This is a genomic window from Aestuariimicrobium sp. Y1814 (genome assembly GCF_050113895.1).
Taxonomy (GTDB): Bacteria; Actinomycetota; Actinomycetes; order Propionibacteriales; family Propionibacteriaceae; genus Aestuariimicrobium.
Genome location: NZ_JBNJRW010000004.1, coordinates 192,872 through 214,049, shown reverse-complemented (window position 1 = coordinate 214,049; position 21,178 = coordinate 192,872). Strand labels below are relative to the sequence as shown.

Here is a 21,178-nt window from a genome sequence, read left to right as displayed (position 1 = left end):
GGACGGACGTGGATCAGAACGATTCCGTGGCCGAACCCGCCCGCAAGCCCCGCCGCACCGGGTTGGCGGCGGCCGCGGTGGCGATGCTGACCTGCGGTCTGGTCGGCGGAGTGCTGTTCGCGCACAACCCGATCCTGGACGCCACCGGGCTGCGTGACACCGAGGCCCTGCCGCCGGCTGCGAGCACCCTGTTCCCGCCGCCGCCCAGCCCAACCAGCACCACCACGACCGGTGCGGTGACCGCCCCACCGATGGCTGAGCCTGACACCACCCTGTCCACCGAGACCCTCACAGCCCGCCTCAACGCGGTGCCCCGCCGCTTCGACGGGGTGTCGTCCGCGATGGTGCTCGACACGGCCAGCGGGACCGTGCTGTACGCGAACAACCCGGCCAGCATGCTGATCCCGGCCTCGAACATGAAGACCCTGACCATGCTCGGGGCGCTGGCCGCGATGCCCGGCGACCAGCAGCTGACCACCGCGGTCACCAGCCCGGCCGCCGGGGTGATCGTCCTGCGCGGCGGCGGTGACCCCTACCTGCGCAGCATTCCCGACCCGGACGAACCGGGTCTCGCCTCCACCCAGGTGCTGGCCGAACAGACCGCTGCGGCGCTGAAACAGGCCGGGACGACTACCGTCACGCTGGGCTACGACGAGTCCCTGTTCACCGGCCCGGACTGGGCCCCCACCTGGCCGACCGGCTACGTCGACCAGGTCACCCGGATCTCGGCCCTGATGGTCGACGGCGGCATGACCCGGGGGCCGGACGGCACCATCACCAGCACCGCCCGCAGCCAGACCCCGGCGCTCACCGCCGCGACCCTGTTCGCCACCCAGCTGGCTGCCCAGGGCATCACGGTCACCGGCCAGGTCAGCGCCCGTCCCGCGGGGGCCGGGGAGCCGCTGGCCGAGGTCGACTCCCTGCCGCTGGAACAAGTCGCCACTCTCGCGATGGTGGCCTCCGACAACACCGCCACCGAGATGATCCTGCGCCACGTCGCGATCGCGCGCGACGCCGAGGCCTCCTTCACCGGGGGGACGACGACGCTGGTCGAGGTGCTCACCGAGCTCGGGGTCTGGCGGGCCGGGGCCCAGTTCCACGACGGCTCGGGGCTGAGCCGTTCCAACCAGGTCAACGCCGAGATGCTGGCGGCGGCGTGGCGCACCATTGCCTCCACCGAACGGCTGCGGACCTTGATCACCGCCACCCCGGTGGCCCGGGTCTCGGGCACCCTGCGGGACCGGTTCCTGATCGACGAGTCGATCGGTGGGCGGGGTCGGGTGCACGCCAAGACTGGCACCTTGAGTGAGGTGTCATCGTTGTCAGGGTGGACAGTCACCGCCTCGGGGCAGAGCGTCATCATCGTGTTCATGGTCAACCAGTCGAAGGACGACTGGTGGGCCCGGGCCTGGATCGACACCGCCGCCGCGGTCGTCAGTGAGTGTGGTTGCGCGTGACCTCCCTGCCGTGGCTCGACTTCGACCTTGCCAGGAATGTCGGCCAGCGGCTGATGCCCGCCGGGCCCCCGACCACCGCCGAACAGCGCCGCGACGCCGTCGATGACCTGCGCCGTGCCGCCCGGGTGGCGCCGGCACTGATCTCGCAGGCCTCGGGACTGCCGCTGGTCACCGACGGGCTCGACCTGGTGATCGACCGCCGGTCCTGGGTGGCGTCCATGGTCAGCACCGCCGAAGCCATGTGGCAGCGGCTGGGCTCACCGGCCTCGCCGAACCTCGGCCAGCGCATCACCGGACGCGCGATGGCCTCCCAGCTCGGGGGGCTGCTGGCGGTGCTCGGCACGCGCATCCTGGGCCAGTTCGACCCGTTCAGCCCCACCCCGCGACTGTTGCTGGTGGCGCCGAATGTGGTCCAGGTGGAACGCCAGCTCGCGCTGGTGCCCCGCGACTTCCGGACCTGGGTGGCGCTGCACGAGCAGACCCACCGGGTGCAGTTCGCCGCCGCCCCCTGGCTGCCTGACCACCTGCTGGGGCTGGTCCGCCGGGTGCTGGCCGCCGAGGACGACGCGGGCGAGGGCATCCTCGACGTGCTGCTGCGGCTGGTCCGCCCGGGCGGTGGCCGGGCGAAGGACGGTGCGGACCAGTTGTCCGGGGAGCCCGCACGCTCCCACGGGGCGATGCTGGACGTGCTGTCGGCCCCACAGGCCGGCGAACCCCTCGACGAGGTCAATGCGGTCATGTCCCTACTCGAAGGGCACGCCGACGTCCTGATGGACCTGGCGGGGCCCGAGGTGATCGAAACGCTCCCGGTGATCCGCAAGCGGTTCGAGGCCCGCCGCGACGGCGGTGGGCGCTTCGCCGCCATCGGCAAGCTCGTCGGCATGGACGCCAAACTCGCCCAGTACCGCGATGGTGCCGTGTTCAGCCGGGCCGTGCTCGACGTGGCCGGCCACCAGGGGCTCAACCGGGTCTTCGAATCACCCCAGCACCTGCCCAGCCGCGACGAACTGCTCGAACCGGCGCTGTGGATGCGACGCGTCCTCGGCCTGGGTGGCCGACCGGCATGACCATGATCAGGCCCGAGTGTGGCACGGCGTGAGCTCGGCCCCGCGGCATGGCAGGTGGCCCGGGCGGTGCGGACTGCGCTGGAATCCGTAGCCAGCGTGGTGTTGCCGGGTCGCGCGTCATTGCCCGGACGGCCGCTGCCCGATCACCCGCTGCCCGATAACGGGCTGCCCGGACGGCCGGTGGTGCTCGGGGTCTCCGGCGGGGCGGACTCGATGGCGCTGGCGGCCGGGGCCGCGTGGGTACTCCGGGCGGCTCAGCGTGCAGGTGACCATGGTCCGGACCTGCGAGCGGTCATTGTTGATCATGGTCTTCAGTCGGGGTCGGACGAGGTCGCGGCGCTGGTCGCCGGTCGGGTTGAAGGGCTGGGGTTGGCCACCGAAGTGGTCCGGGTCGAGGTACGCGACCGCGGCCAGGGCCCCGAGGCGGCCGCCCGGGAGGCACGCCTGGCCGCACTGGCCCGGGTCGCCGACGGGGGCGTGGTGCTGCTCGGCCACACCCTCGACGACCAGGCCGAGACCGTGCTGCAGGGTCTGGCCCGGGGCTCGGGCACCCGGTCACTGGCCGGGATGCGGGCCGAGACGGCCGGTGGGGTGCGCATCCTTCGTCCGCTGCTCGGGCTGCGTCGGGAGGTGACTCGCGCGGCCTGCGCGGAATGGGGCCTCGAGGTCTGGGAGGACCCGCACAACGACCAGGACCGGTTCACCCGGGTGCGGGTGCGCCATCACGTGCTGCCCGTGCTCGAACGAGAGCTCGGGCCCGGGATCGCCGAAGCCCTGGCCCGGACCGCCGACCTGGCCCGGGCCGATGCCGACGCCCTCGACGAGTGGGCCCGCCGGGCCGGTGCCGCGGCACGCTCTGTGTTTGCTGACGGGGAGTCAGCAGACTCCGAGGCGCGCTCGGCACACTCTCACTCTGCTGACGGAGAGTCAGCAAACCTCGAGGGTCCGTCGCGCGGGCCCTTGCAGGAGCCCATGGGGCAGGGACTCGACTGCACCACGCTCGCCGAGTTACCGGTCGCGGTGTCGTCCCGGGTGGTGCGCAACTGGCTGCTCGACCTCGGCGCCCCGGAAGTCCAGGCCACCCACGTGGCCGCCGTGCTCGAACTGGCCACCCGCTGGCGGGGGCAGGGGCCGATCAATGTGCCAGGCCTGGTGATCGAGCGTCGAGGTCACGTGGTGCGGCGGGCGCCACGGCACTAGGGTGTTGCCCGTGGAAGCCAAGGACATTGCTGACGACCTCGACCACGTGCTGCACACCTCCCAGGAGGTGCAGGACCGCATTCGTGAGGTCGGCGCCCAGATTGATGCTGACTACCAGGGCAAGGAGCTGCTGCTGGTCGGCGTGCTCAACGGGGCGATCATGGTGATGGCTGACCTGTCGCGGGCGATGACCAGCCACTGCACCATGGACTGGATGGCGATCTCCTCCTACGGCTCGGGGACCCAGTCCTCGGGCGTGGTGCGCATCCTCAAGGACCTCAGCACCGACATCTCCGACAAGCACGTGCTGATCGTCGAGGACATCGTCGACACCGGCCTGACACTGAGCTACCTGGTGCAGAACCTGCAGTCACGAGGCCCCGCCTCGCTCGAGATCATGACCATGTTCCGCAAGCCCGAGGCGCTGACCAGCGACGTCACGGTCAAGTACGTGGGCTTCGACATTCCCAACGAGTTCGTCGTCGGTTACGGCCTCGACTACGCCGGCCGCTACCGCAACCTGCGCGACGTCGGCACCCTGGCTGAGCACGTCTACCGCTGAGATGATCAGCATCGAGCAGCGCCCGGTCTTCGCGGCCGGGTTCGACCGGCGTCCCGGCCTGCCGATCCTGCACGGCGGCGGCGGTCGACTCGCCACACCGGACGAACAACTGCTGCTCGGGGTCGGCGACGACCACGCCGAACGTCCGCCGACGATGCTGCCCTACCGCAACCAGCCGCGCTACAACCGCGACCCCCGGCTGTTCGACCAGCGGGTCGCCGTGGTCGAGAACCAGCACCTGCGCGCCACCTTCCTGCTCGACTTCGGTGGCCGGCTGTGGACCCTGACCGACCTCGACCACGACCGTGAACTGCTGCACCAGTCCGACTGGGTGCAGCCGGCCAACTTGGCCCTGCGCAATGCCTGGATCGCCGGCGGCGTGGAATGGAACCTGGGCGTCACCGGCCACTGGGCGCTGACCAGTGACCCCGTCAGCGCCGCGGTGGTCGAACGCGACGGCATCCAGGTGCTGCGGATGTGGGCCTACGAGCGCCTCCTCGAACTTGTCTGGCAGGTCGACGTCTGGCTGTCGGAGGACGCCACTGCCCTGGTCGTGCACGTCACCCTGGCCAACCCGCACCGCGAGGACCGGCCGGTCTACTGGTGGTCGAACATCGCCGTGCCGCAGGTCGAGGGCGGCCGGGTGCTGGTCGAGGCCGACTCCGCCTTCCACTTCGGCTATGTCGCCACCCTGCACCGGGTCCCGGTCCCGGTGCACCAGGGCGTCGACATCACCCGGCCCGACCAGGCCCGCCACAGCGGCGACTACTTCTTCGAGACCCGCGGCGAGCACCCCTGGATCGCCGCGGTCGACGGCCAGGGTCGGGGCCTGCTGCACGCCTCGACCCCACGGCTGACCAGCCGCAAACTGTTCGTCTGGGGCACCGGCTCGGGCGGCAACTCCTGGCAGCGGTGGCTCTCGGGCGGCGAGGGCGCCTACCTCGAGATCCAGGCCGGCCTGGCCGCCACCCAGCTGGAACACCTTCGCCTGCCGGCCGGTGAGACCTGGAGCTGGACCGAGACCTACACGGGCCTCGACCTCGGCCCGGGGGTGGCCGATGCTGACTACCCCGAGGCGGTGGCGGCCGCCGCGAAGGCCGTCGATGCCGACCTGGTCGACCGCGCCCACGCCCTGCTGGTCGACCTCGCGACCGAGCCCGTCTCACCCGGCTGGGTCGCGAGCGACGCGCCCGAAACCCAGGGCTGGGGTGCGCTCGCGGTGGCGGTCGGTGACCTGCCGGAGAACCCGGCCACTCCTTTCGCCCGCCCCTTGATCGTCGACGAACAGTGGTGGTGGTGGCAGACCGCGAGCACCGGTGTGGTCGCCGAGGAACTGCTGGCCGACGGCCTGTCGACCGGGGTCATCGCGGGCCGCGGCTGGCTGGACCGGTTGCGCACTGCCGAACCCGGCCCCGTCCGCGACCTCATGCTCGGTTTCGCCGAGCACGCCGCCGGTGACACCGAACGCGCCAGGCAGCTGTGGCAGGCCAGCGTGGACGAGCGCCCCACCGCGGCCGGGCTGCGCGCCCTCGCGCTGACCAGCGCCGATGCGGACGACCGCGCCGACCAGCTGCGCCGTGCCCACGCCGCGGCCCTGGGGCTGCGCGGGCCGGCGGTCGATGAGTTGTTGGTCGAGCTGCTGACCGCCCTGCGCGCAGCCGGCCACGACGCCGAGGTGCTGGAACGGGTCGAGCAGCTCGACGCCCACCAGCGCGAGCTGCCCCGCGTCCAGTTCCTGGAGACGGCGGCGCTGGTGGCCCTGGGCGAGGCCGACCGGGCCCAGGCGTTGCTGGCTCGTCCGCTGGTACTGCCCGACCTGCGCGAGGGCGACCTCGGCCTCGACCAGCTGTGGTTCGACCACCAGCGACTGCTGGGCACCGACGAGCCGCTGCCGGCCCACTACGACTTCCGGATGTTCGTCGACGCTCCCGGTGCAAACCAGTCGGGCGGTGCAGACCAGCCGGCCGGTGCAGACCAGTCGGCCGGGGCAGGCGACTCGTAACTCCTGGGCTCAGCGCCCCCGGTTGTAATGCAGCCGATTGGGGGTGCCGGGGCACTCGTCACCGATCATCAGCGGCGCAATGAGGTCAGCCTCACGCAGCTGGCCCAGCACCGGCAGCAGCCGGTCGCGCAGCGCGTAGGGGTCGAGAGTGTTCAGGTAGAGCTTGGTGCCGCCCTCGAAGCCGGCGACCGTTGACAGCCGCCACTTCACGGTGATGTGCCACGGCATCGCGACGTCCACGTCGGCGGGCCGGTGGTGCCATTCCTCGTTGCAGGCGATGTCCGACCCGGTCGCCGCGTGGATCGCGTGCAGCACGTCGCTCATGCCGCGCACCTCGTCGGCGGTCTGCTCGAAGGGGTTCGAGGTCGGTGACTTCGAGTAGATGTCGATGCTCGGGTAGCGGTGCCCGAACCCGGCGAAGGCGACCGCGTGCGCGTTCTCGGCCAGTAGCAGGTTGTGGTAGCTGGCGTAGTTCACCGCCGCCTCGTTGTACAGGTTCGGGTTGACCCGCAGCTTCGCGATGGCCGACTCGTTGTTGCCGCCACGCTCGTCGATGGCCACGACCTGTTTGTGCAGGTGGTCGAACGAGGCGCCGGCGGGCTTGAGCCAGTTCTGGAAGACCGCGACGTAGCGGGCGTAACGGTTGGTGGCGTACAACCGGGCCAGGGTCTCGACGGTGAACTTGATGTACTGGTAGTGCTCCTCGGGGGTCAGGGTTCCCGAGCTCGCCAACTGGGAGGTGTCCGAGGCGCCGTCGACGAAGTGGCGTCGACCCACGATCACGTCGTGGCAGCCGCCGAACAGCCCGTCGCCGGACTCGATGACCTCGTCGGGGCTCATCCGGGCCAGGTCGTCCTGGCGCCCGGCAGCCCGCAGCTTCGTGGTGGCGATCGCGAGTACATGCTCCCGGCCGGCGGGGGTGGCCAGGTAGGCGGCCCGCCGCAGCGCCACATGGTGGGGGATCTGGTAGCCGTAGTTGAGGTTCCAGTAGTCGAAGCTGAGGATCTCGAAGAGGTTGGGGATGCGCCGGAACTCGGCCACGGTGTCGAACAGTTCCTCGGCCGGCACGTGGCGAAGCGTCTGCCAGTGGCCGTCGTGGTGGATGACGCGGTACTTCTCCGGTGGGGTCTCCAGGTAGCGCTTCTCGCAGAAGGCGCAGTACCGGCCGTGGTCGGCCGGGTCCAGCGGCAGCGGTTGTTCGTGGTTGCTGGTCAATGGACGATGCCCGCGGCCGGGCACGGTCCACACGTTGGTGCCGCTGAAGGGGTTGCGCTGCTTGACCGTGCCGTCGGCCATGACGGAGATGTAGTTGTCGTGGTCCTGCGAGTGGAACGCCATGGCCCCAAGGCTAGTTGCCGACCCTGCGCGCGGTCGGGTCGCCCGCGGAACAGGCGCGCGGACGACACCGACGATGGGGCCGCCACCGACACGGCGCCTGCCCCTGGTGTAACGCCCTGATGCGGAGGTCGAGTCATGAACAACCGACTGCTGGCCGGTCTGGCTGCCGCGGCACTCCTCGCCGCCACCCTGGTGGGGCTGCACTCGGCATCAGCGGGCACTCTCATCATTGACGGCGGCGTCATCCAGGTCTGGGAGCAGCCGGTCGACCTGCCGACACCCACCGGGAGTCCCGCGGCGCCGAAGGTCGCTGCGCCCTCCACCGCCGGCGCGGAGACCGCGCAGGTCCAGACCACCCAACCCGAGACGACCCAACCCGAGACCAGGCCGGTCGAGCCCACCCAACCCGAGACGACCCAACCCGAGACCAGGCCGGTCGAGCCCACCCAACCCGAGACGACCCCGGCTGACACCACGCCGCCGTCGCCCTGAGCCCGGCCACGGGGTCGAATCCGGCTCCCGAGACGGCTGGATCCCCGCTGGTAGGCTTGCTCCGATCTGTCGGGCCCTTGGCGAGGACAAACATTGAACAACCTGAAAAAGGCTTTCCGCGGACCTGTGGTGTGGATCCTGATCGCACTGGTGCTGATCATCGCGGCGATGAACTTCGCCAGCCAGGCAACCGGGTTCAAGGACGTCCCCACCTCTGAGGCCGTGGCCATCATCAACAGCACCGACCACCTCGAGAAGGTCGAGCTGATCGACGGTGAGCAGACCATCCGCATCACCAAGGACGAAGGCCGCACCAAGGTGCAGGCCACTTGGGTGAACAACCAGGCCGACGAGTTGGTGGACAAGCTCAACGAGCGCTACGCCGCCAAGACCCTGGATGAATGGGTGGGCTCCAACCCCGGCCCGAGCTTCTGGTCGAGCCTGCTGTACAACTTCCTGCCGTTCCTGCTGCTCATCGTCGGCTTCTTCGTGGTCATGAACCTGATCCAGGGTGGCTCCGGTGGCGGGCGTGGCGTGATGGGCTTCGGCAAGTCGCGCGCCAAGGTCGCCAACAAGGACACCCCGCAGAACACCTTCGCCGACGTCGCCGGCTGTGAAGAGGCCATCGAGGAACTCCAGGAGATCAAGGAGTTCCTCTCCGAACCGGCCAAGTTCCAGCGGGTCGGCGCCAAGATCCCCAAGGGCGTGCTGCTCTACGGCCCGCCCGGCACCGGCAAGACCCTGCTGGCCCGCGCGGTCGCCGGTGAGGCCGGCGTCCCGTTCTACTCCATCTCCGGTTCCGACTTCGTCGAGATGTTCGTCGGTGTCGGCGCCAGCCGCGTGCGTGACCTGTTCGACCAGGCCAAGGAGAACGCCCCCGCGATCGTGTTCATCGACGAGATCGACGCCGTCGGACGCCACCGCGGCGCCGGCATGGGTGGTGGCCACGACGAACGTGAGCAGACGCTCAACCAGCTGCTGGTCGAGATGGACGGCTTCGACGTGCGCGGTGGCGTGATCCTGATCGCGGCCACCAACCGCCCCGACGTGCTCGACCCCGCCCTGCTTCGTCCGGGCCGTTTCGACCGCCAGATCGCCGTCGAGGCGCCCGACCTGTCCGGCCGCGCCCAGATCCTGCGGGTGCACGCCCAGGGCAAGCCGATGGCCGACGACGTCGACCTCAACTCCGTTGCCCGCCGCACCCCCGGGTTCACCGGCGCCGACCTGGCCAATGTGCTCAACGAGGCCGCCCTGCTCACCGCCCGGCTCAACCTGCCGCTGATCGGCAACCGCGAACTCGACGAGGCCATCGACCGCGTCATCGCCGGCCCCCAGAAGCGCACCCGCCTGATGAACGAGCACGAGCGCCTGGTCACCGCCTACCACGAGGGCGGCCACGCCATGGTCGCTGCGGCGATGCCCGGGGTCGACCCGGTGCAGAAGCTCACCATCCTCCCGCGCGGACGAGCACTCGGCTACACCATGGTGATGCCCGACCAGGACAAGTACTCCCAGACCCGCGGGGAGCTGCTGGGCCAGATGGCCTACATGATGGGCGGGCGCGCCGCCGAGGAGCTGATCTTCCACGACCCGTCCACCGGCGCGGGCAACGACATCGAGAAGGCCACCAAGGTGGCCCGGGCCATGGTCACCCAGTACGGCTTCAGCGCCCGCATCGGCACCGTGCAGCTCGGCGGTGGCGACTCCGAACCCTTCCTGGGCATGACCGGTGGCGCCGGCCGCAGCCAGGAGTACTCCGACCAGACCGCAGCCGTCATCGACCAGGAGGTCGCCGCGCTGCTCGAGACCGCCCACCAGGAGGCCTTCGAGGTGCTCGAGGCCAACCGGGAGATCCTCGACGACCTGGTCCGTGAGCTGGTCGCGAAGGAGACCCTCACCAAGGCCGACGTGGCCCGCATCTTCGCCGACCTGAAGCGCTGGCCCGAACGCGGTGGGTTCACCGGCTCCGACCAGCGGGTGCCCAGCGAGATCCCGCCGGTCGAACTGCCCGAACTGCCCAGCCAGCCGGACGAGCCGCACCCCGCCGGCGGGGCACAGCTGCCGCCGGGACAGTTGGGTGCCACCCCGCTGCCCGGTGACGGGCAGGGCCCGCACGAGCCCTGGCAGCCGCCGCAGGAGTGGGGCCCACCCGGGGGTGACGGGCAGGGCCCGCACGAGCCCTGGCAGCCGCCGCAGGAGTGGGGCCCACCCGGGTCGGGCCCGTCCCAGCAGCCCGGCCCCTACCCCGGGCAGCAGGGCCCCGGCCAGCAGTTCCCGGGCCCCTACCCCGGGCAGCAGTTCCCGGGCCAGAACTCCGGCCCCCAGAACCCCGGCGGGAACCCCTGGGGCCCGCCGCCGAGCAACTGAGCGGCCATGACCAGCAACGGCACGACCAGCAACGGAAACACCAGCGACCACTCCACTGACGGCTTCGACCTGCCCCGCATCGAGAACGCCGTCCGCGAGATCTTGCTGGCGATCGGTGAGGACCCCACCCGGGAGGGCCTGGACGGCACCCCGGAACGGGTCGCCCGCGCCTACACCGAGATCTTCGCCGGCCTGCACCACGACGCCGCCGACATCCTGTCGACCACCTTCGACATCGACCACGACGAGATGGTGCTGGTGCGCGACATCGAGCTGTGGAGCATGTGCGAACACCACCTGCTGCCCTTCACCGGGGTCGCCCACGTCGCCTACATCCCCGACGTCGACGGCAAGGTCACCGGCTTGTCGAAGCTCGCCCGGCTGGTCGACGTCTACTCCAAGCGCCCCCAGGTGCAGGAGCGGTTGACCAGCCAGATCGCCGACGCCCTGGTCGAACACCTGAAGGTGCGCGGCTGCCTGGTCGTGGTCGAGGCCGAACACCAGTGCATGACCATGCGCGGGGTCCGCAAGCCCGGTTCACGCACCACCACCTCGGCGGTGCGCGGCTCGATGCGGGCCGCCGAAACCCGCGCCGAAGCGTTCGCGCTGATCAACTCGACCAGGCGCTGAGCATGTCGGAGGCGCCCAGCCGCACCCTGGTGATGGGCATCCTGAACGTCACCCCCGACTCGTTCAGCGACGGCGGCGACCACTTCGCCCACGACGACGCCCTGACCCACGCCCAGCAGATGCTCGACGAGGGCGCCGACATCATCGACGTGGGCGGGGAGTCCACCCGGCCGGGGTCGGTGCGCCCGAGTGAGGACGAGGAACTCAGCCGCGTCATCCCGGTGGTCGACGCCCTCGCCGACCGCGGGGTCACCGTCTCGGTCGACACCATGCGCTCCAGCGTCGCCCGGGCGGCCATCGACCACGGCGCGGCCATCATCAACGACGTCTCCGCCGGGCTGGCCGACGAGGAAATGCTCAAGGTGGTCGCCGCTTCCGGCGCCGACTACATCGCCATGCACTGGCGCGGCCACGGCGCGGTGATGAACGACCTGGCCCACTACGACGACGTCACTGCCGAGGTCATGGACGAGCTGAGCGGCCGCATCGACGCCGCCCTGGCCGCAGGCATCCCCGCCGAACGGCTGATCATCGACCCCGGCTACGGCTTCGCCAAGGATGCCGACCAGAACTGGGAACTGCTGGCCGACCAGGAACACTTCCAGACCCTCGGCTACCGCGTGCTGGTGGGGGTGAGCCGCAAACGCTTCCTGGGCGAGTTGCTGCGCGACGCGAAGGGTGCTCGTCCGGTGTTGCAGCGCGACGACGCGGCGGTCGCCATCACCACGCTCAGCGCCCTGCAGGGGGTCTGGGCGGTGCGTACCCACACGGTGCGCCAGCACCGCGACGCCGTCGAGGTGGTCGCCCGGCTGCGCACCGAGTGGCAACAGGGGTGAGGGTCCACACGAGGGGGGTCCTCGAGGGCGTTTCCGGCGCTCCGGTATCGTCACGATCACAACTTGGAGGATGAATGGCAGCCGAACCCGTGTGGATCACCCTGACCGGTGTTCGTGCTACCGGTTTCCATGGTGTCCTGCCCGAGGAGACCCGAGTTGGCCAGGAGTTCATCGTCGATGTGCAACTGGAAACTGCCGTCGACCTGACCCGGGACGAGTTGGACGGTACGGTCAATTACGCCGAGGTTGCCGAGACGGTGGTGCGCCACATCACCGGGGAACCCCTGCAGCTGATCGAGACCCTGGCCGGACGCATCGCTGACGACATCGCGTCCATTGATGCCGTGACTACTGTGGAGGTCGTCGTCCACAAGCCCCATGCCCCCATCCCGGTGCCGTTCACCGACGTCACCATCACCGTGATCAGGAGCAAGCAATGACGTTCATTGACGTCGATACCCTCGGCAACCTGCGCCCCATCAGCAAGGTTGTCTTCAGCCTCGGCTCGAACGTGGGCGACAGCCTCGAGATCCTGCAGGCCGCTGTGACGCAGCTGGCCACCACGCCCGACGTGATCCCCGTCGACGTGTCGTCGGTGTACCTGACCGACCCGATCAGCGAGATCGAGCAGCCCGACTTCTACAACTTGGTCCTGATCTGCGAGACCACCCTCGAGCCGGTCACCCTGCTCGAGCGCGCCTTCGCCATCGAAGAGGCCTTCGGCCGCCGCCGCGACGTCCCCAACGGCCCGCGCACCCTCGACATCGACCTGATCATGGTCGGCAAGCGGGAACGGGTCTCCGACGAGCTGGTGCTGCCGCACCCGCGGGCCCACGAGCGTGGCTTCGTGCTGGTGCCGTGGCTGGAGGCCGACCCCCTGGGCGAGCTTCCCGGCAAGGGCAAGGTCGCTGACCTGGTCAAGGACGTCGACGTGTCCGGTGTGCACCTGACCGATGAGGTCATCGAGCTGCCGTGAGCCGCGAGTTCGACGACGAGCCCGAGCGTGCGCGTCGTCCTGAACCGCCCGCCTCGTCGAAGCTGAGGCTGGCCGGCCCCCGGCTCGTGCTCAGCGCCCTTGTGCTGGGAGTCGCCTTCGGTGCGCTGGCCGTCAGCCTGTTCCGGCTGGTCCAGGCGCCGCTGCCGGTCACCCCGTGGACGATGTCACTGCTGCTGGTGCTGCTGGGTGGTGCCGCCGCGCTGGGTTCGGTGTGGCTGCGCCGACGGCTGGACGACCCGGCCGGGCCCCCCGACTTCGAGGTGCCGGTGGCCGCGCTGGTGCTCGGCCGCAGCATGCTGGTCACCGGCTTGCTGCTGGCCGGCGGGCACGTCGCCTACGCCGCCTCACAACTCGGACGACTCGAGGTCGCGCTCTACCGGGAACGTGCCATCGCCGGCACTGCCGCACTGGTCGCCGCCTCGGTGTTCGCCCTCGGCGGCTACCTGCTGGAACGTGCCTGCCACGTCGAACCCGCCGATGACGACCAGAACGTGGATTTGTCGTAGTCGCGACGGCATGTCGCAAGGAGCGCAGGGCTCCCGACGCCTAGCATGACGCCCATGGCTTCCCATGCTCTTCCCCGCTCCATGTCCCGGGAGCGTCGCACCAGCCTCGTGCTGATGATCGTGGTCACCCTGGTCGGGTTGGCCTGTGCCTTCGGCCCCATCTGGATGGTGCGCGCCGGACTCCTGGCCAGCATCCTGGGTGCTGCCGCCTCGGTCTGGTTCGCGTTCCGTGAGATCAGCCGGCTCGAGGTGCTGCACCGCAGCGAGCTCAAGACCGCTCGTGATGCCGCCGCGCGTGCCGCGAACGCCCACCACGTCGAGTCGATGAACCTGATCGAGACCTTCACCACCCGATCCAAGGCCCACGCCGAACAGCTGGCCGGCCTGCGCGCCGAGCTGTCGGCCCGCAAGACTGAGCTGTCCTCGCTGCGCGGCAACCTCGTCTCGGCCCGCGCCGAGAGCGACCGTCGCGGCAGCCGGATCACCGAGCTGCAGGCCGAACTCGCCCAGCGCACGGCCGAACTGGCCACCCTCGAGCAGCAGCTGGCCGACCTGGCACCGGCCGAGGCCGAGGTCGTCACCCTGCCGCGCCGCACCGCGGCGCACACCGTGATGAACGGCAGCGTGCCCACCGCGGCCGAGCTGTGGAGCGACGGCAACCACCCCACCGTGGTCGACCTCACCCAGCTGAAGCTGAACTTCCCCGACCACCAGCTCAAGGAAGCCTGAGCAGCACCCCACAGGGACGCAGACAGATCGACCCCGCCGGATGGCGGGGTCGATCTGCGTTCCGGGCCCCGGTCTGCCGGGGACGGGGGCCGGGGCCACGGGGTCGGGGCTATTTGTCCAGGTCGCCAATGGTGTAGCCGAACGAGGCGATCACCGCGGGGGCCCATTGCTCGGGAACACCGACCAGCACCTGCTGCAGCACATTCACCTGGGCGAAGGTGGGGGTGCGCAGCTTGAACCGCCAGGCCGTGGTGCCCCCACGCGAGACCACGTGAATGCCGGCCAGGCCCAAAGGTGCCTCAATGGTCAGCCAGGTCTCGGCGTCGGGCAATTTGATGATCCGAGACAGCGGGGTGGTGATGGGTGAATCAATCCCTGCCAGTCTTTCGACGCATTGCCGCACCAACTGTGTCGAATATTGGATGTCATGTGTCAGCCAGAGGAATCGGGCGGTGACGTCACCGGTGGTGACCGGATTCTCGACGCTCGGCCACTCCAGGTCCGAATAGGCCAGATAGCCCGGTTGGCGGCGCAGGTCCCCGACCCATCCGCTGGCCCGCGCGGCCGGCCCGGATACCCCGAATGCCTGCACCTGCTCGAATGACATTTCCGCAAGCCCGCCCGGAAGTGCCAGATCAATGACGCCGTCACGCAAGGGCAATGAATCCACCTCGTCGAGCCACTGGGCCAGGGCCTTGAACCAACTCGGGTCGGGGTCGCCGGCCAGGCCCCCGAGGCGGTTCAGCATCGGGTGCAGGCGGTTGCCGCTCAGTGCCAGCATCAGCTCCCGGCAGGTGTCGCGCGCACGCCTCGTCCGGGCGGAGAGGCCCCTGTCGGCCAGGGCGTGGCCGACCCAGGTCAACAGGCCCAGGTGGGAGTGGATGCGGGCGACCTCGGCCAGCAGGGTGCGCAGCCAGACCGCCCGCGGCGGGGCGCTGAGCCCCAGCAGTTGTTCGCAGGCCAGGGCGGCCACCAGCTCGCCGCTGAACGGCGCCTGCCAATCATGGCGGTCGGCCAACATCAGCACCTGGCGGTAGTCGCGCACTTCGAACAATTTCTCGGCACCGCGATGCAGGAATCCGGGCTGAATGGCCACACTGCTGATGCGGCGTCGGTCGTCGAGGTCGACCCGCAGGCGCAGCAGCCCCGCGCGGCTGGGGTGTTGCGGGCCGAGGTCCACAATCTTTCCCGGGGGAGTGGCCACGCCGTCGGTGGTCTGCGGCGCCAACGCCCCGAGCCACCAATCCTCTGTCTGGTTCACCCCACCAGAGTGCCGTAGTTCGCCACTGGTTGCACCAGCGGCGGCCATCACCGGGTGGGGGGGCATATCCCCCAATTGTCGCGATGACCCCCCAGCGGGTAGGTTGACCATTAACTGGTGCACGCGACTTGCCCCAGAACGCGGGATTGCACACCGTCTGGGGTGCACAATAGTATTCATCGGCTGGTCGCCACCAGATGACCTAGATGATGACCGGGGGAGCCGGTCAATGTGACGATGGGGGATACACAGATGGTTCAGCGCACAATTCTGGTGCTTGAAGATGATCTCGACGGGGGTGACGCAGCCGAAACTGTCAGCTTCGCCCTCGACGGTGTCTCCTACGAGATCGACCTGAATGAGGCCAATGCCAGCAAGCTGCGCGACTCACTCGCGCTGTGGATCGGCAATGCCCGCCGCACCGGTGGTCGTGCCCGTGCCGGCGCAGCCTCGCGTGCGGCCCGTGGCCGCCGCTCCCAGGGTGCCGACATTCGCGCCTGGGCCCAGAGCCAGGGCATCAAGGTGTCCGAGCGGGGACGGGTCTCGAAGGAGATCGTGGAGGCCTACGAGGCCGCCCACGCCTGAGCGGTGCCGGTGGGCGATTGCCCCCGGTTGGTGAGCGCATGACGCCCGACCCCGTGAGGTTCGCGGGGGCGGGCGTCGTGGTCGTCCGATGCTGTTCACCTGCCAGCGAACCGCTGGAAGGTGTGTGGGGTTGGTGTCGTTACTAGACTGAAGGCACCGGCTGTTGGGATCATCAAGGACCCTGCGGCCCCAGACGATGCGAATCGTTCGGCTCACAGGTTCGTGGGAAGTGCGATGAAGGAGATTTATGTTCGAGCGGTTCACTGACCGGGCACGCCGCGTTGTCGTGCTCGCCCAGGACGAAGCCAAGATGTTGAACCACAACTACATCGGCACCGAGCACATCCTGCTGGGCCTGATCCACGAGGGTGAAGGCGTTGCCGCCAAGGCCCTGGAGCAGATGGGGATCTCACTCGAGGCCGTCCGTGAGCAGGTCGAGGAAGTCATCGGCCACGGTCAGACCGTGCCCACCGGGCACATCCCGTTCACCCCGCGTGCCAAGAAGGTGCTGGAACTCTCGCTGCGCGAGGCGCTGCAGATGAACCACTCCTACATCGGCACCGAGCACATCCTGCTCGGCCTGATCCGTGAGGGTGAGGGCGTCGCGGCCTCGGTGCTGATCAAGCTCGGCGCCGACCTGAACCGCGTGCGCAACACCGTCCTGCAGCTGCTCAGCGGCTACCAGGGCAAGGAGCCCTCGACCTCCGGTGCACCCGAGGGCAGCGCTGCGCCGCAGTCGGGGACCGTGCTCGACCAGTTCGGGCGCAACCTCACCCAGGCTGCGCGTGAGAACAAGCTCGACCCGGTGATCGGGCGCGAGAAGGAAATCGAGCGCGTGATGACGGTGCTGAGCCGTCGCACCAAGAACAACCCCGTGCTGATCGGTGAGCCCGGTGTCGGCAAGACCGCCGTCGTCGAGGGCCTGGCCCAGGCCATCGTACGCGGTGATGTCCCCGAGACCCTGCGCGACAAGCAGATCTACACCCTCGACCTGGGTGCCCTGGTGGCTGGTTCGCGCTACCGCGGCGACTTCGAGGAACGCCTGAAGAAGGTGCTCAAGGAGATCAAGCAGCGCGGCGACATCATGCTGTTCATCGACGAGATCCACACCCTGGTCGGTGCCGGTGCTGCCGAGGGTGCCATCGACGCGGCCTCGATCCTCAAGCCGATGCTGGCCCGCGGTGAGCTCCAGACCATCGGTGCCACCACCCTCGACGAGTACCGCAAGAACATCGAGAAGGACGCTGCGCTCGAGCGCCGCTTCCAGCCGATCCAGGTGGCCGAGCCGTCGATCTCGCTGACCATTGACATCCTCAAGGGCCTGCGTGACCGCTACGAGGCGCACCACCGCATCACCATCATCGACGAGGCCCTGACAGCGGCCGCGAACCTGGCCGACCGCTACATCCAGGACCGGTTCCTGCCCGACAAGGCCATCGACCTGATCGACGAGGCCGGTGCCCGGCTGCGGATCAAGCGGATGACCGCCCCGCCGGACCTGCGTGAGTTCGACGAGCGGATCTCGTCGGTGCGGCTGGAGAAGGAAGCCGCGATCGACGCCCAGGACTTCGAGCGGGCCGCCGGGCTGCGTGACGACGAGCAGAAGCTGCTCGCCGAGCGGGCCGGCAAGGAGGCCGAGTGGCGCGCCGGTGACACCACCACCGCCGCCGAGGTGGGCGAGGAGGAGATCGCCGAGGTGCTGTCCAGCGCCACCGGCATCCCGGTCTTCAAGCTCACCGAGGAGGAGTCGGCCCGCCTGCTGCGCATGGAGGACGAGATCGGCAAGCGCATCATCGGCCAGCGCGACGGCGTCAAGGCGCTGTCCCGTTCGATCCGGCGCACCCGTGCCGGGCTGAAGGACCCCAAGCGTCCCAGCGGCTCGTTCATCTTCGCCGGCCCCTCGGGTGTCGGCAAGACCGAGCTGACCAAGGCGCTGACCGAGTTCCTGTTCGGCGATGAGGATGCCCTGATCACCCTCGACATGTCGGAGTACTCCGAGAAGCACACCGCCTCGCGGATGTTCGGCTCGCCCCCCGGCTACGTCGGCTACGAAGAGGGCGGCCAGCTCACCGAGAAGGTGCGCCGCAAGCCGTTCAGCGTGATCCTGTTCGACGAGGTCGAGAAGGCCCACCCCGACATCTTCAACTCGCTGCTGCAGATCCTGGACGAGGGTCGTCTGACCGACGCCCAGGGCCGGGTGGTCGACTTCAAGAACACCGTGATCGTGATGACCACGAACCTCGGTTCGCGGGACATCGCCAAGGGCGCGAGCCTCGGCTTCAGCCGCAGCGGTGACGAGGTCTCCAGCTACGAGGCGATGAAGGCGAAGGTGGCCGACGAGCTCAAGCAGCACTTCCGCCCCGAGTTCCTGAACCGCGTCGACGAGATCGTGGTCTTCCACCAGCTGACCCAGGCCGAGATCGAAGAGATCGTCGACCTGATGGTGGCCCAGATCGAGTCGCGCCTGCGCGACAAGGACATGGGCATCGAGCTGACCGCTGCCGCCAAGTCGCTGGTCGCCAAGCGCGGCTACGATCCGGTGCTGGGCGCTCGTCCGTTGCGTCGTGCGCTGCAGCGTGACGTGGAGGACGTGCTGGCCGAGAAGATCCTGTTCGGTGAGCTCAAGCCCGGCGAGGTCGTCCTGGTCGACGTTGCCCCCGAGGGTGCCGAGCACCCGTTCACCTTCACCGGCACCCCCAAGTCGGAGGTGCCCGACGACCCGGCCGCCCTGGCCGGTGTCACCGGGTCCGCCCCCACCGAGGGCCCCGCTGAGACGGGTGAGGGTCAGGCCTGAGCCCAGCCTGAGCTGCCACATGCCGACGGACGGCGTCGAGATCTGATCTCGGCGCCGTCCGTGGTGCTTGTTTGGCCCTGAGGGGGTCACCCGGACGAGGAAGTGGGTGATCGTGGAGTCACGATGGTGTGCTGCGGGCTACTTCTGCTTGGGAGGCACCGCGCAGCTCGCGGTGGTGGTGTTTCCGGCCGCGTCGGTGGCGGTCAGCGTCGCGTCGCCCTTGAAGGTGAAGTGCCAGTCAACCGCCCCGGAGAAGGGAACGGCGCTGGGGGTGGCGCCCGGGGCCTGGGTCAGCTTGAAGTAGGTTCCGGGGTCGTAGGGGCCAAAGGTTTCGCCGGAGACATTGTCGGTGATGGTCACCATGACTCCGGGCAGGTTGTCCTCGGCCACCATCTGGAAGAAGCCGGCGTTCTGCCAGCCGCCCGGGGTCTTGCCGGCCGGGTTGACGCCCGGTCCGCAGGCCACGGTGGGTGGGGTGACGTCGTTGACGGTGATGGTGACGGTCTGGGTGTAGCCGTCACCGGCATCGGCGCCGTTGATCGTGAAGGTGGTCGTGCAGCCCAGGGTGCCCCCTTGTGGGGCATCCGGGGCGACCGTGATCGTCTCGGTGAGCACCAGGTCGGTGCCGCTGGGGACGGTCTGGGGCAGTGTCGGGCTGAACGAGACCGACAGGCCGGGGTCGCACACCGTGGTGGCGTCGACTTCGGCCGGCAGGTTGGTCAGGCCCTCCAGGATGGCGGTGGCGGTGCCCGTGACCGGGATGTTGGTCAACAGCACACCGCCGGTCGCGGCCGTGATGGCCGTGGCCTGACCGGTGAAGTCGAGGCGGTTGGCCCCGACACTGATGGCGACGACCTTGGCGCTGACGCCCTGCAGGGAGGCGATGGCATCTGCCATGGTGTGGCCGTTGCTGGGGTCATGGCCCTCGAAGTCGCCGAACCACACGACGATCCGCGACGAGCCGGGGCGGAAGTTGATGGTGCCGCCGCCCGAGCCGATCTCGTAGAGCGCGTTCAATTGTGATTCGGGATTGTCACCGCCGCCGGCTGCGGTGACGCTGTTGATGCCGGTCTGGGTGACGGTTTCGTCGGCGGTGAGGCTCGAGTGCACGTTGAACAGGTAGGCGTCGCCGATGTCACGGTAGCTGGTGACCGCGAACTGGGCGTCGGGCTGTGCGGCCTTCACCGTGGTGATGATGTTGCCCATCTCGGACTTGACGTTGTTGATGGAGCTCGCCATGCTGCCGGTCGCGTCAACGACCAGGACGATGTCGGGTTTGGGCGGAATCACCGGGGTGGAGACCGTCTTGTTCACGGTGATCACATCACCCGGGTCGGCGGAGTCGGAGACTGACGTCGGGCTGACCCCGTCGGCCATGGCGATCATGGGGGCGGCGATCAGGGCTCCTGCGGTGAGGAGGGCGGCAAAGGCTCTGCGGAGCAAGCGGTACATCTGGTTCCCTGCTTCCTTGGCGTGGGAATCCTGCGATAAAGAACGGGCCTCCCTTAGCGTAACGCTGTTACTGCCTCTGGGGGAAGAGCCTTCCGGTGGGGGTGAGCGCGCCCCCCCAGTGCGCTTATCGCGTCGAGCGGCGTGGTGGGTGCTACGTCGCGACCCGGGTTGGGTGCCCCCACCTCCAGCAGCCGTGACGGCGTCGTCATAGGCTGGGGCCAGGCCCGTCTCGTCGAACAACGGAGGAAACCATGGCACGCATCATGCTCATCGGCGGTCACGGCAGGGTTGCCCTGCTGGCCGCACCACTGCTGGTGGCGGCGGGCCACCGGGTCACCTCGGTCATTCGCAACCCGGAACACGAAGCCGATGTCGCGGCCACCGGTGCCATTCCCTACGTGACCGACATCGAAACCCTGGACAAGGACGGGTTCGCCGACCTGGTCGCCGGCCAGCACATCATCGTGTGGTCGGCCGGCGCCGGTGGCGGCAACCCGCAGCGCACCTACGCGGTCGACCGTGATGCCGCGATCCTGTCCATGGCGGCCGCGCAGGAGGCCGGGGTGCAGCGCTACGTCATGGTCTCCTACGCCGGGGCCAGCGCTGATCATGGAATCGACCCGGAGGATTCCTTCTTCGCCTACGCCGAGGCGAAGGCTGCCGCCGACGAGGCGCTGCGGGCCAGCAGTCTTGACTGGACGATCCTGGGCCCCAGCCGGTTGACCTTCGAGGAACCCACCGGCCGGATCGACACCGAGGTGTCCGACGCCGGTGGTGAGGTGTCGCGCGCCAACGTGGCCCGGGTGATCAAGGCGGTCGTCGCCGAACCGGCCACCATCGGCCGCACGATCAACTTCAACGACGGCCAGACCCCGATCGAGCGGGCGATTCTGGGCTGAGGCA

The 21,178-nt window shown here is 69.3% G+C and carries 19 protein-coding genes; 16 read left to right on the top strand and 3 right to left on the bottom strand.

Going from position 1 to position 21,178, the window contains the following annotated elements; all coding sequences use genetic code 11:
* Positions 1-26: 26 nt before the first annotated feature.
* The 5 genes from dacB to ACQE3C_RS06795 are packed head-to-tail and all read left to right on the top strand — an operon-like array spanning position 27 to position 6,288.
* A complete protein-coding gene (dacB, locus tag ACQE3C_RS06815; RefSeq protein ID WP_434538427.1) occupies positions 27-1,457 on the top strand; it encodes a D-alanyl-D-alanine carboxypeptidase/D-alanyl-D-alanine endopeptidase in 1,431 nt (476 codons plus the stop codon).
* Positions 1,454-2,524, top strand: coding sequence for a zinc-dependent metalloprotease (locus ACQE3C_RS06810; RefSeq protein WP_434538426.1), 1,071 nt, complete (start codon positions 1,454-1,456; stop codon positions 2,522-2,524). Before dacB ends, ACQE3C_RS06810 begins: the two co-directional genes overlap by 4 nt.
* 18 nt (positions 2,525-2,542) lie before the next feature.
* Positions 2,543-3,724: a tRNA lysidine(34) synthetase TilS gene (gene tilS / locus ACQE3C_RS06805; protein WP_434538425.1), complete on the top strand. Its 1,182-nt coding sequence runs from the start codon at positions 2,543-2,545 to the stop codon at positions 3,722-3,724.
* Positions 3,725-3,734: 10 nt separating this feature from the next.
* Positions 3,735-4,286, top strand: a complete 552-nt coding sequence (gene hpt, locus ACQE3C_RS06800) for a hypoxanthine phosphoribosyltransferase (protein WP_434538424.1) — start codon at positions 3,735-3,737, stop codon at positions 4,284-4,286.
* Between the two features lies 1 nt (position 4,287).
* Positions 4,288-6,288 (top strand): DUF5107 domain-containing protein, encoded by a 2,001-nt coding sequence (locus ACQE3C_RS06795; RefSeq protein WP_434538423.1) that lies wholly within the window; start codon positions 4,288-4,290, stop codon positions 6,286-6,288.
* A gap of 9 nt (positions 6,289-6,297) precedes the next feature.
* Here the strand turns inward: ACQE3C_RS06795 and ACQE3C_RS06790 are convergent, their stop codons facing one another.
* Complete coding sequence (locus ACQE3C_RS06790) at positions 6,298-7,626, bottom strand: DUF4921 family protein (RefSeq protein ID WP_434538422.1); 1,329 nt, start codon at positions 7,624-7,626, stop codon at positions 6,298-6,300.
* Positions 7,627-7,761: 135 nt separating this feature from the next.
* Between ACQE3C_RS06790 and ACQE3C_RS06785 the strand changes: the two genes are divergently transcribed.
* The 8 genes from ACQE3C_RS06785 (at position 7,762) to ACQE3C_RS06750 (ending at position 14,183) form a co-directional block, all read left to right on the top strand.
* A complete protein-coding gene (locus ACQE3C_RS06785; RefSeq protein ID WP_434538421.1) occupies positions 7,762-8,118 on the top strand; it encodes a hypothetical protein in 357 nt (118 codons plus the stop codon).
* 93 nt (positions 8,119-8,211) lie between these two features.
* Entirely contained in the window at positions 8,212-10,485 is a 2,274-nt protein-coding gene (ftsH, locus tag ACQE3C_RS06780) for an ATP-dependent zinc metalloprotease FtsH (protein ID WP_434538420.1), read from the top strand.
* 6 nt (positions 10,486-10,491) lie between these two features.
* The gene (gene folE / locus ACQE3C_RS06775) at positions 10,492-11,115 is read left to right on the top strand and encodes a GTP cyclohydrolase I FolE (protein WP_434538419.1); all 624 of its coding nucleotides are present in this window, start codon (positions 10,492-10,494) and stop codon (positions 11,113-11,115) included.
* Between the two features lie 2 nt (positions 11,116-11,117).
* Positions 11,118-11,951: a dihydropteroate synthase gene (folP, locus tag ACQE3C_RS06770; RefSeq protein WP_434538418.1), complete on the top strand. Its 834-nt coding sequence runs from the start codon at positions 11,118-11,120 to the stop codon at positions 11,949-11,951.
* Between the two features lie 74 nt (positions 11,952-12,025).
* Positions 12,026-12,391 carry a dihydroneopterin aldolase gene (gene folB, locus ACQE3C_RS06765; protein ID WP_434538417.1) on the top strand — a complete coding sequence of 122 codons (366 nt, stop codon included), beginning with the start codon at positions 12,026-12,028 and terminating at the stop codon, positions 12,389-12,391.
* Positions 12,388-12,927, top strand: a complete 540-nt coding sequence (gene folK, locus ACQE3C_RS06760) for a 2-amino-4-hydroxy-6-hydroxymethyldihydropteridine diphosphokinase (RefSeq protein ID WP_434538416.1) — start codon at positions 12,388-12,390, stop codon at positions 12,925-12,927. Before folB ends, folK begins: the two co-directional genes overlap by 4 nt.
* Positions 12,924-13,454 carry a DUF3180 domain-containing protein gene (locus ACQE3C_RS06755; protein ID WP_434538415.1) on the top strand — a complete coding sequence of 177 codons (531 nt, stop codon included), beginning with the start codon at positions 12,924-12,926 and terminating at the stop codon, positions 13,452-13,454. The genes folK and ACQE3C_RS06755 overlap by 4 nt, the downstream gene beginning before the upstream one ends.
* Positions 13,455-13,508: 54 nt before the next feature.
* Complete coding sequence (locus ACQE3C_RS06750; RefSeq protein ID WP_434538414.1) at positions 13,509-14,183, top strand: hypothetical protein; 675 nt, start codon at positions 13,509-13,511, stop codon at positions 14,181-14,183.
* A 109-nt stretch (positions 14,184-14,292) separates the two neighbouring features.
* Here ACQE3C_RS06750 and ACQE3C_RS06745 read toward each other — a convergent pair whose 3' ends face one another.
* Entirely contained in the window at positions 14,293-15,444 is a 1,152-nt protein-coding gene (locus tag ACQE3C_RS06745; protein ID WP_434538413.1) for an NADH-quinone oxidoreductase subunit D, read from the bottom strand.
* A 237-nt stretch (positions 15,445-15,681) separates the two neighbouring features.
* Here ACQE3C_RS06745 and ACQE3C_RS06740 point away from each other — a divergent pair, with 237 nt between their 5' ends.
* Positions 15,682-16,029 (top strand): histone-like nucleoid-structuring protein Lsr2, encoded by a 348-nt coding sequence (locus tag ACQE3C_RS06740; protein ID WP_434538412.1) that lies wholly within the window; start codon positions 15,682-15,684, stop codon positions 16,027-16,029.
* Between the two features lie 247 nt (positions 16,030-16,276).
* On the top strand, positions 16,277-18,823 hold the full coding sequence (locus ACQE3C_RS06735; RefSeq protein ID WP_434538411.1) for an ATP-dependent Clp protease ATP-binding subunit: 2,547 nt from the start codon (positions 16,277-16,279) through the stop codon (positions 18,821-18,823).
* Between the two features lie 138 nt (positions 18,824-18,961).
* Here the strand turns inward: ACQE3C_RS06735 and ACQE3C_RS06730 are convergent, their stop codons facing one another.
* Positions 18,962-20,275: a vWA domain-containing protein gene (locus ACQE3C_RS06730; protein WP_434538410.1), complete on the bottom strand. Its 1,314-nt coding sequence runs from the start codon at positions 20,273-20,275 to the stop codon at positions 18,962-18,964.
* 251 nt (positions 20,276-20,526) lie between these two features.
* Here ACQE3C_RS06730 and ACQE3C_RS06725 point away from each other — a divergent pair, with 251 nt between their 5' ends.
* Positions 20,527-21,174 (top strand): NAD(P)H-binding protein, encoded by a 648-nt coding sequence (locus ACQE3C_RS06725; protein ID WP_434538409.1) that lies wholly within the window; start codon positions 20,527-20,529, stop codon positions 21,172-21,174.
* Positions 21,175-21,178: the final 4 nt, after the last annotated feature.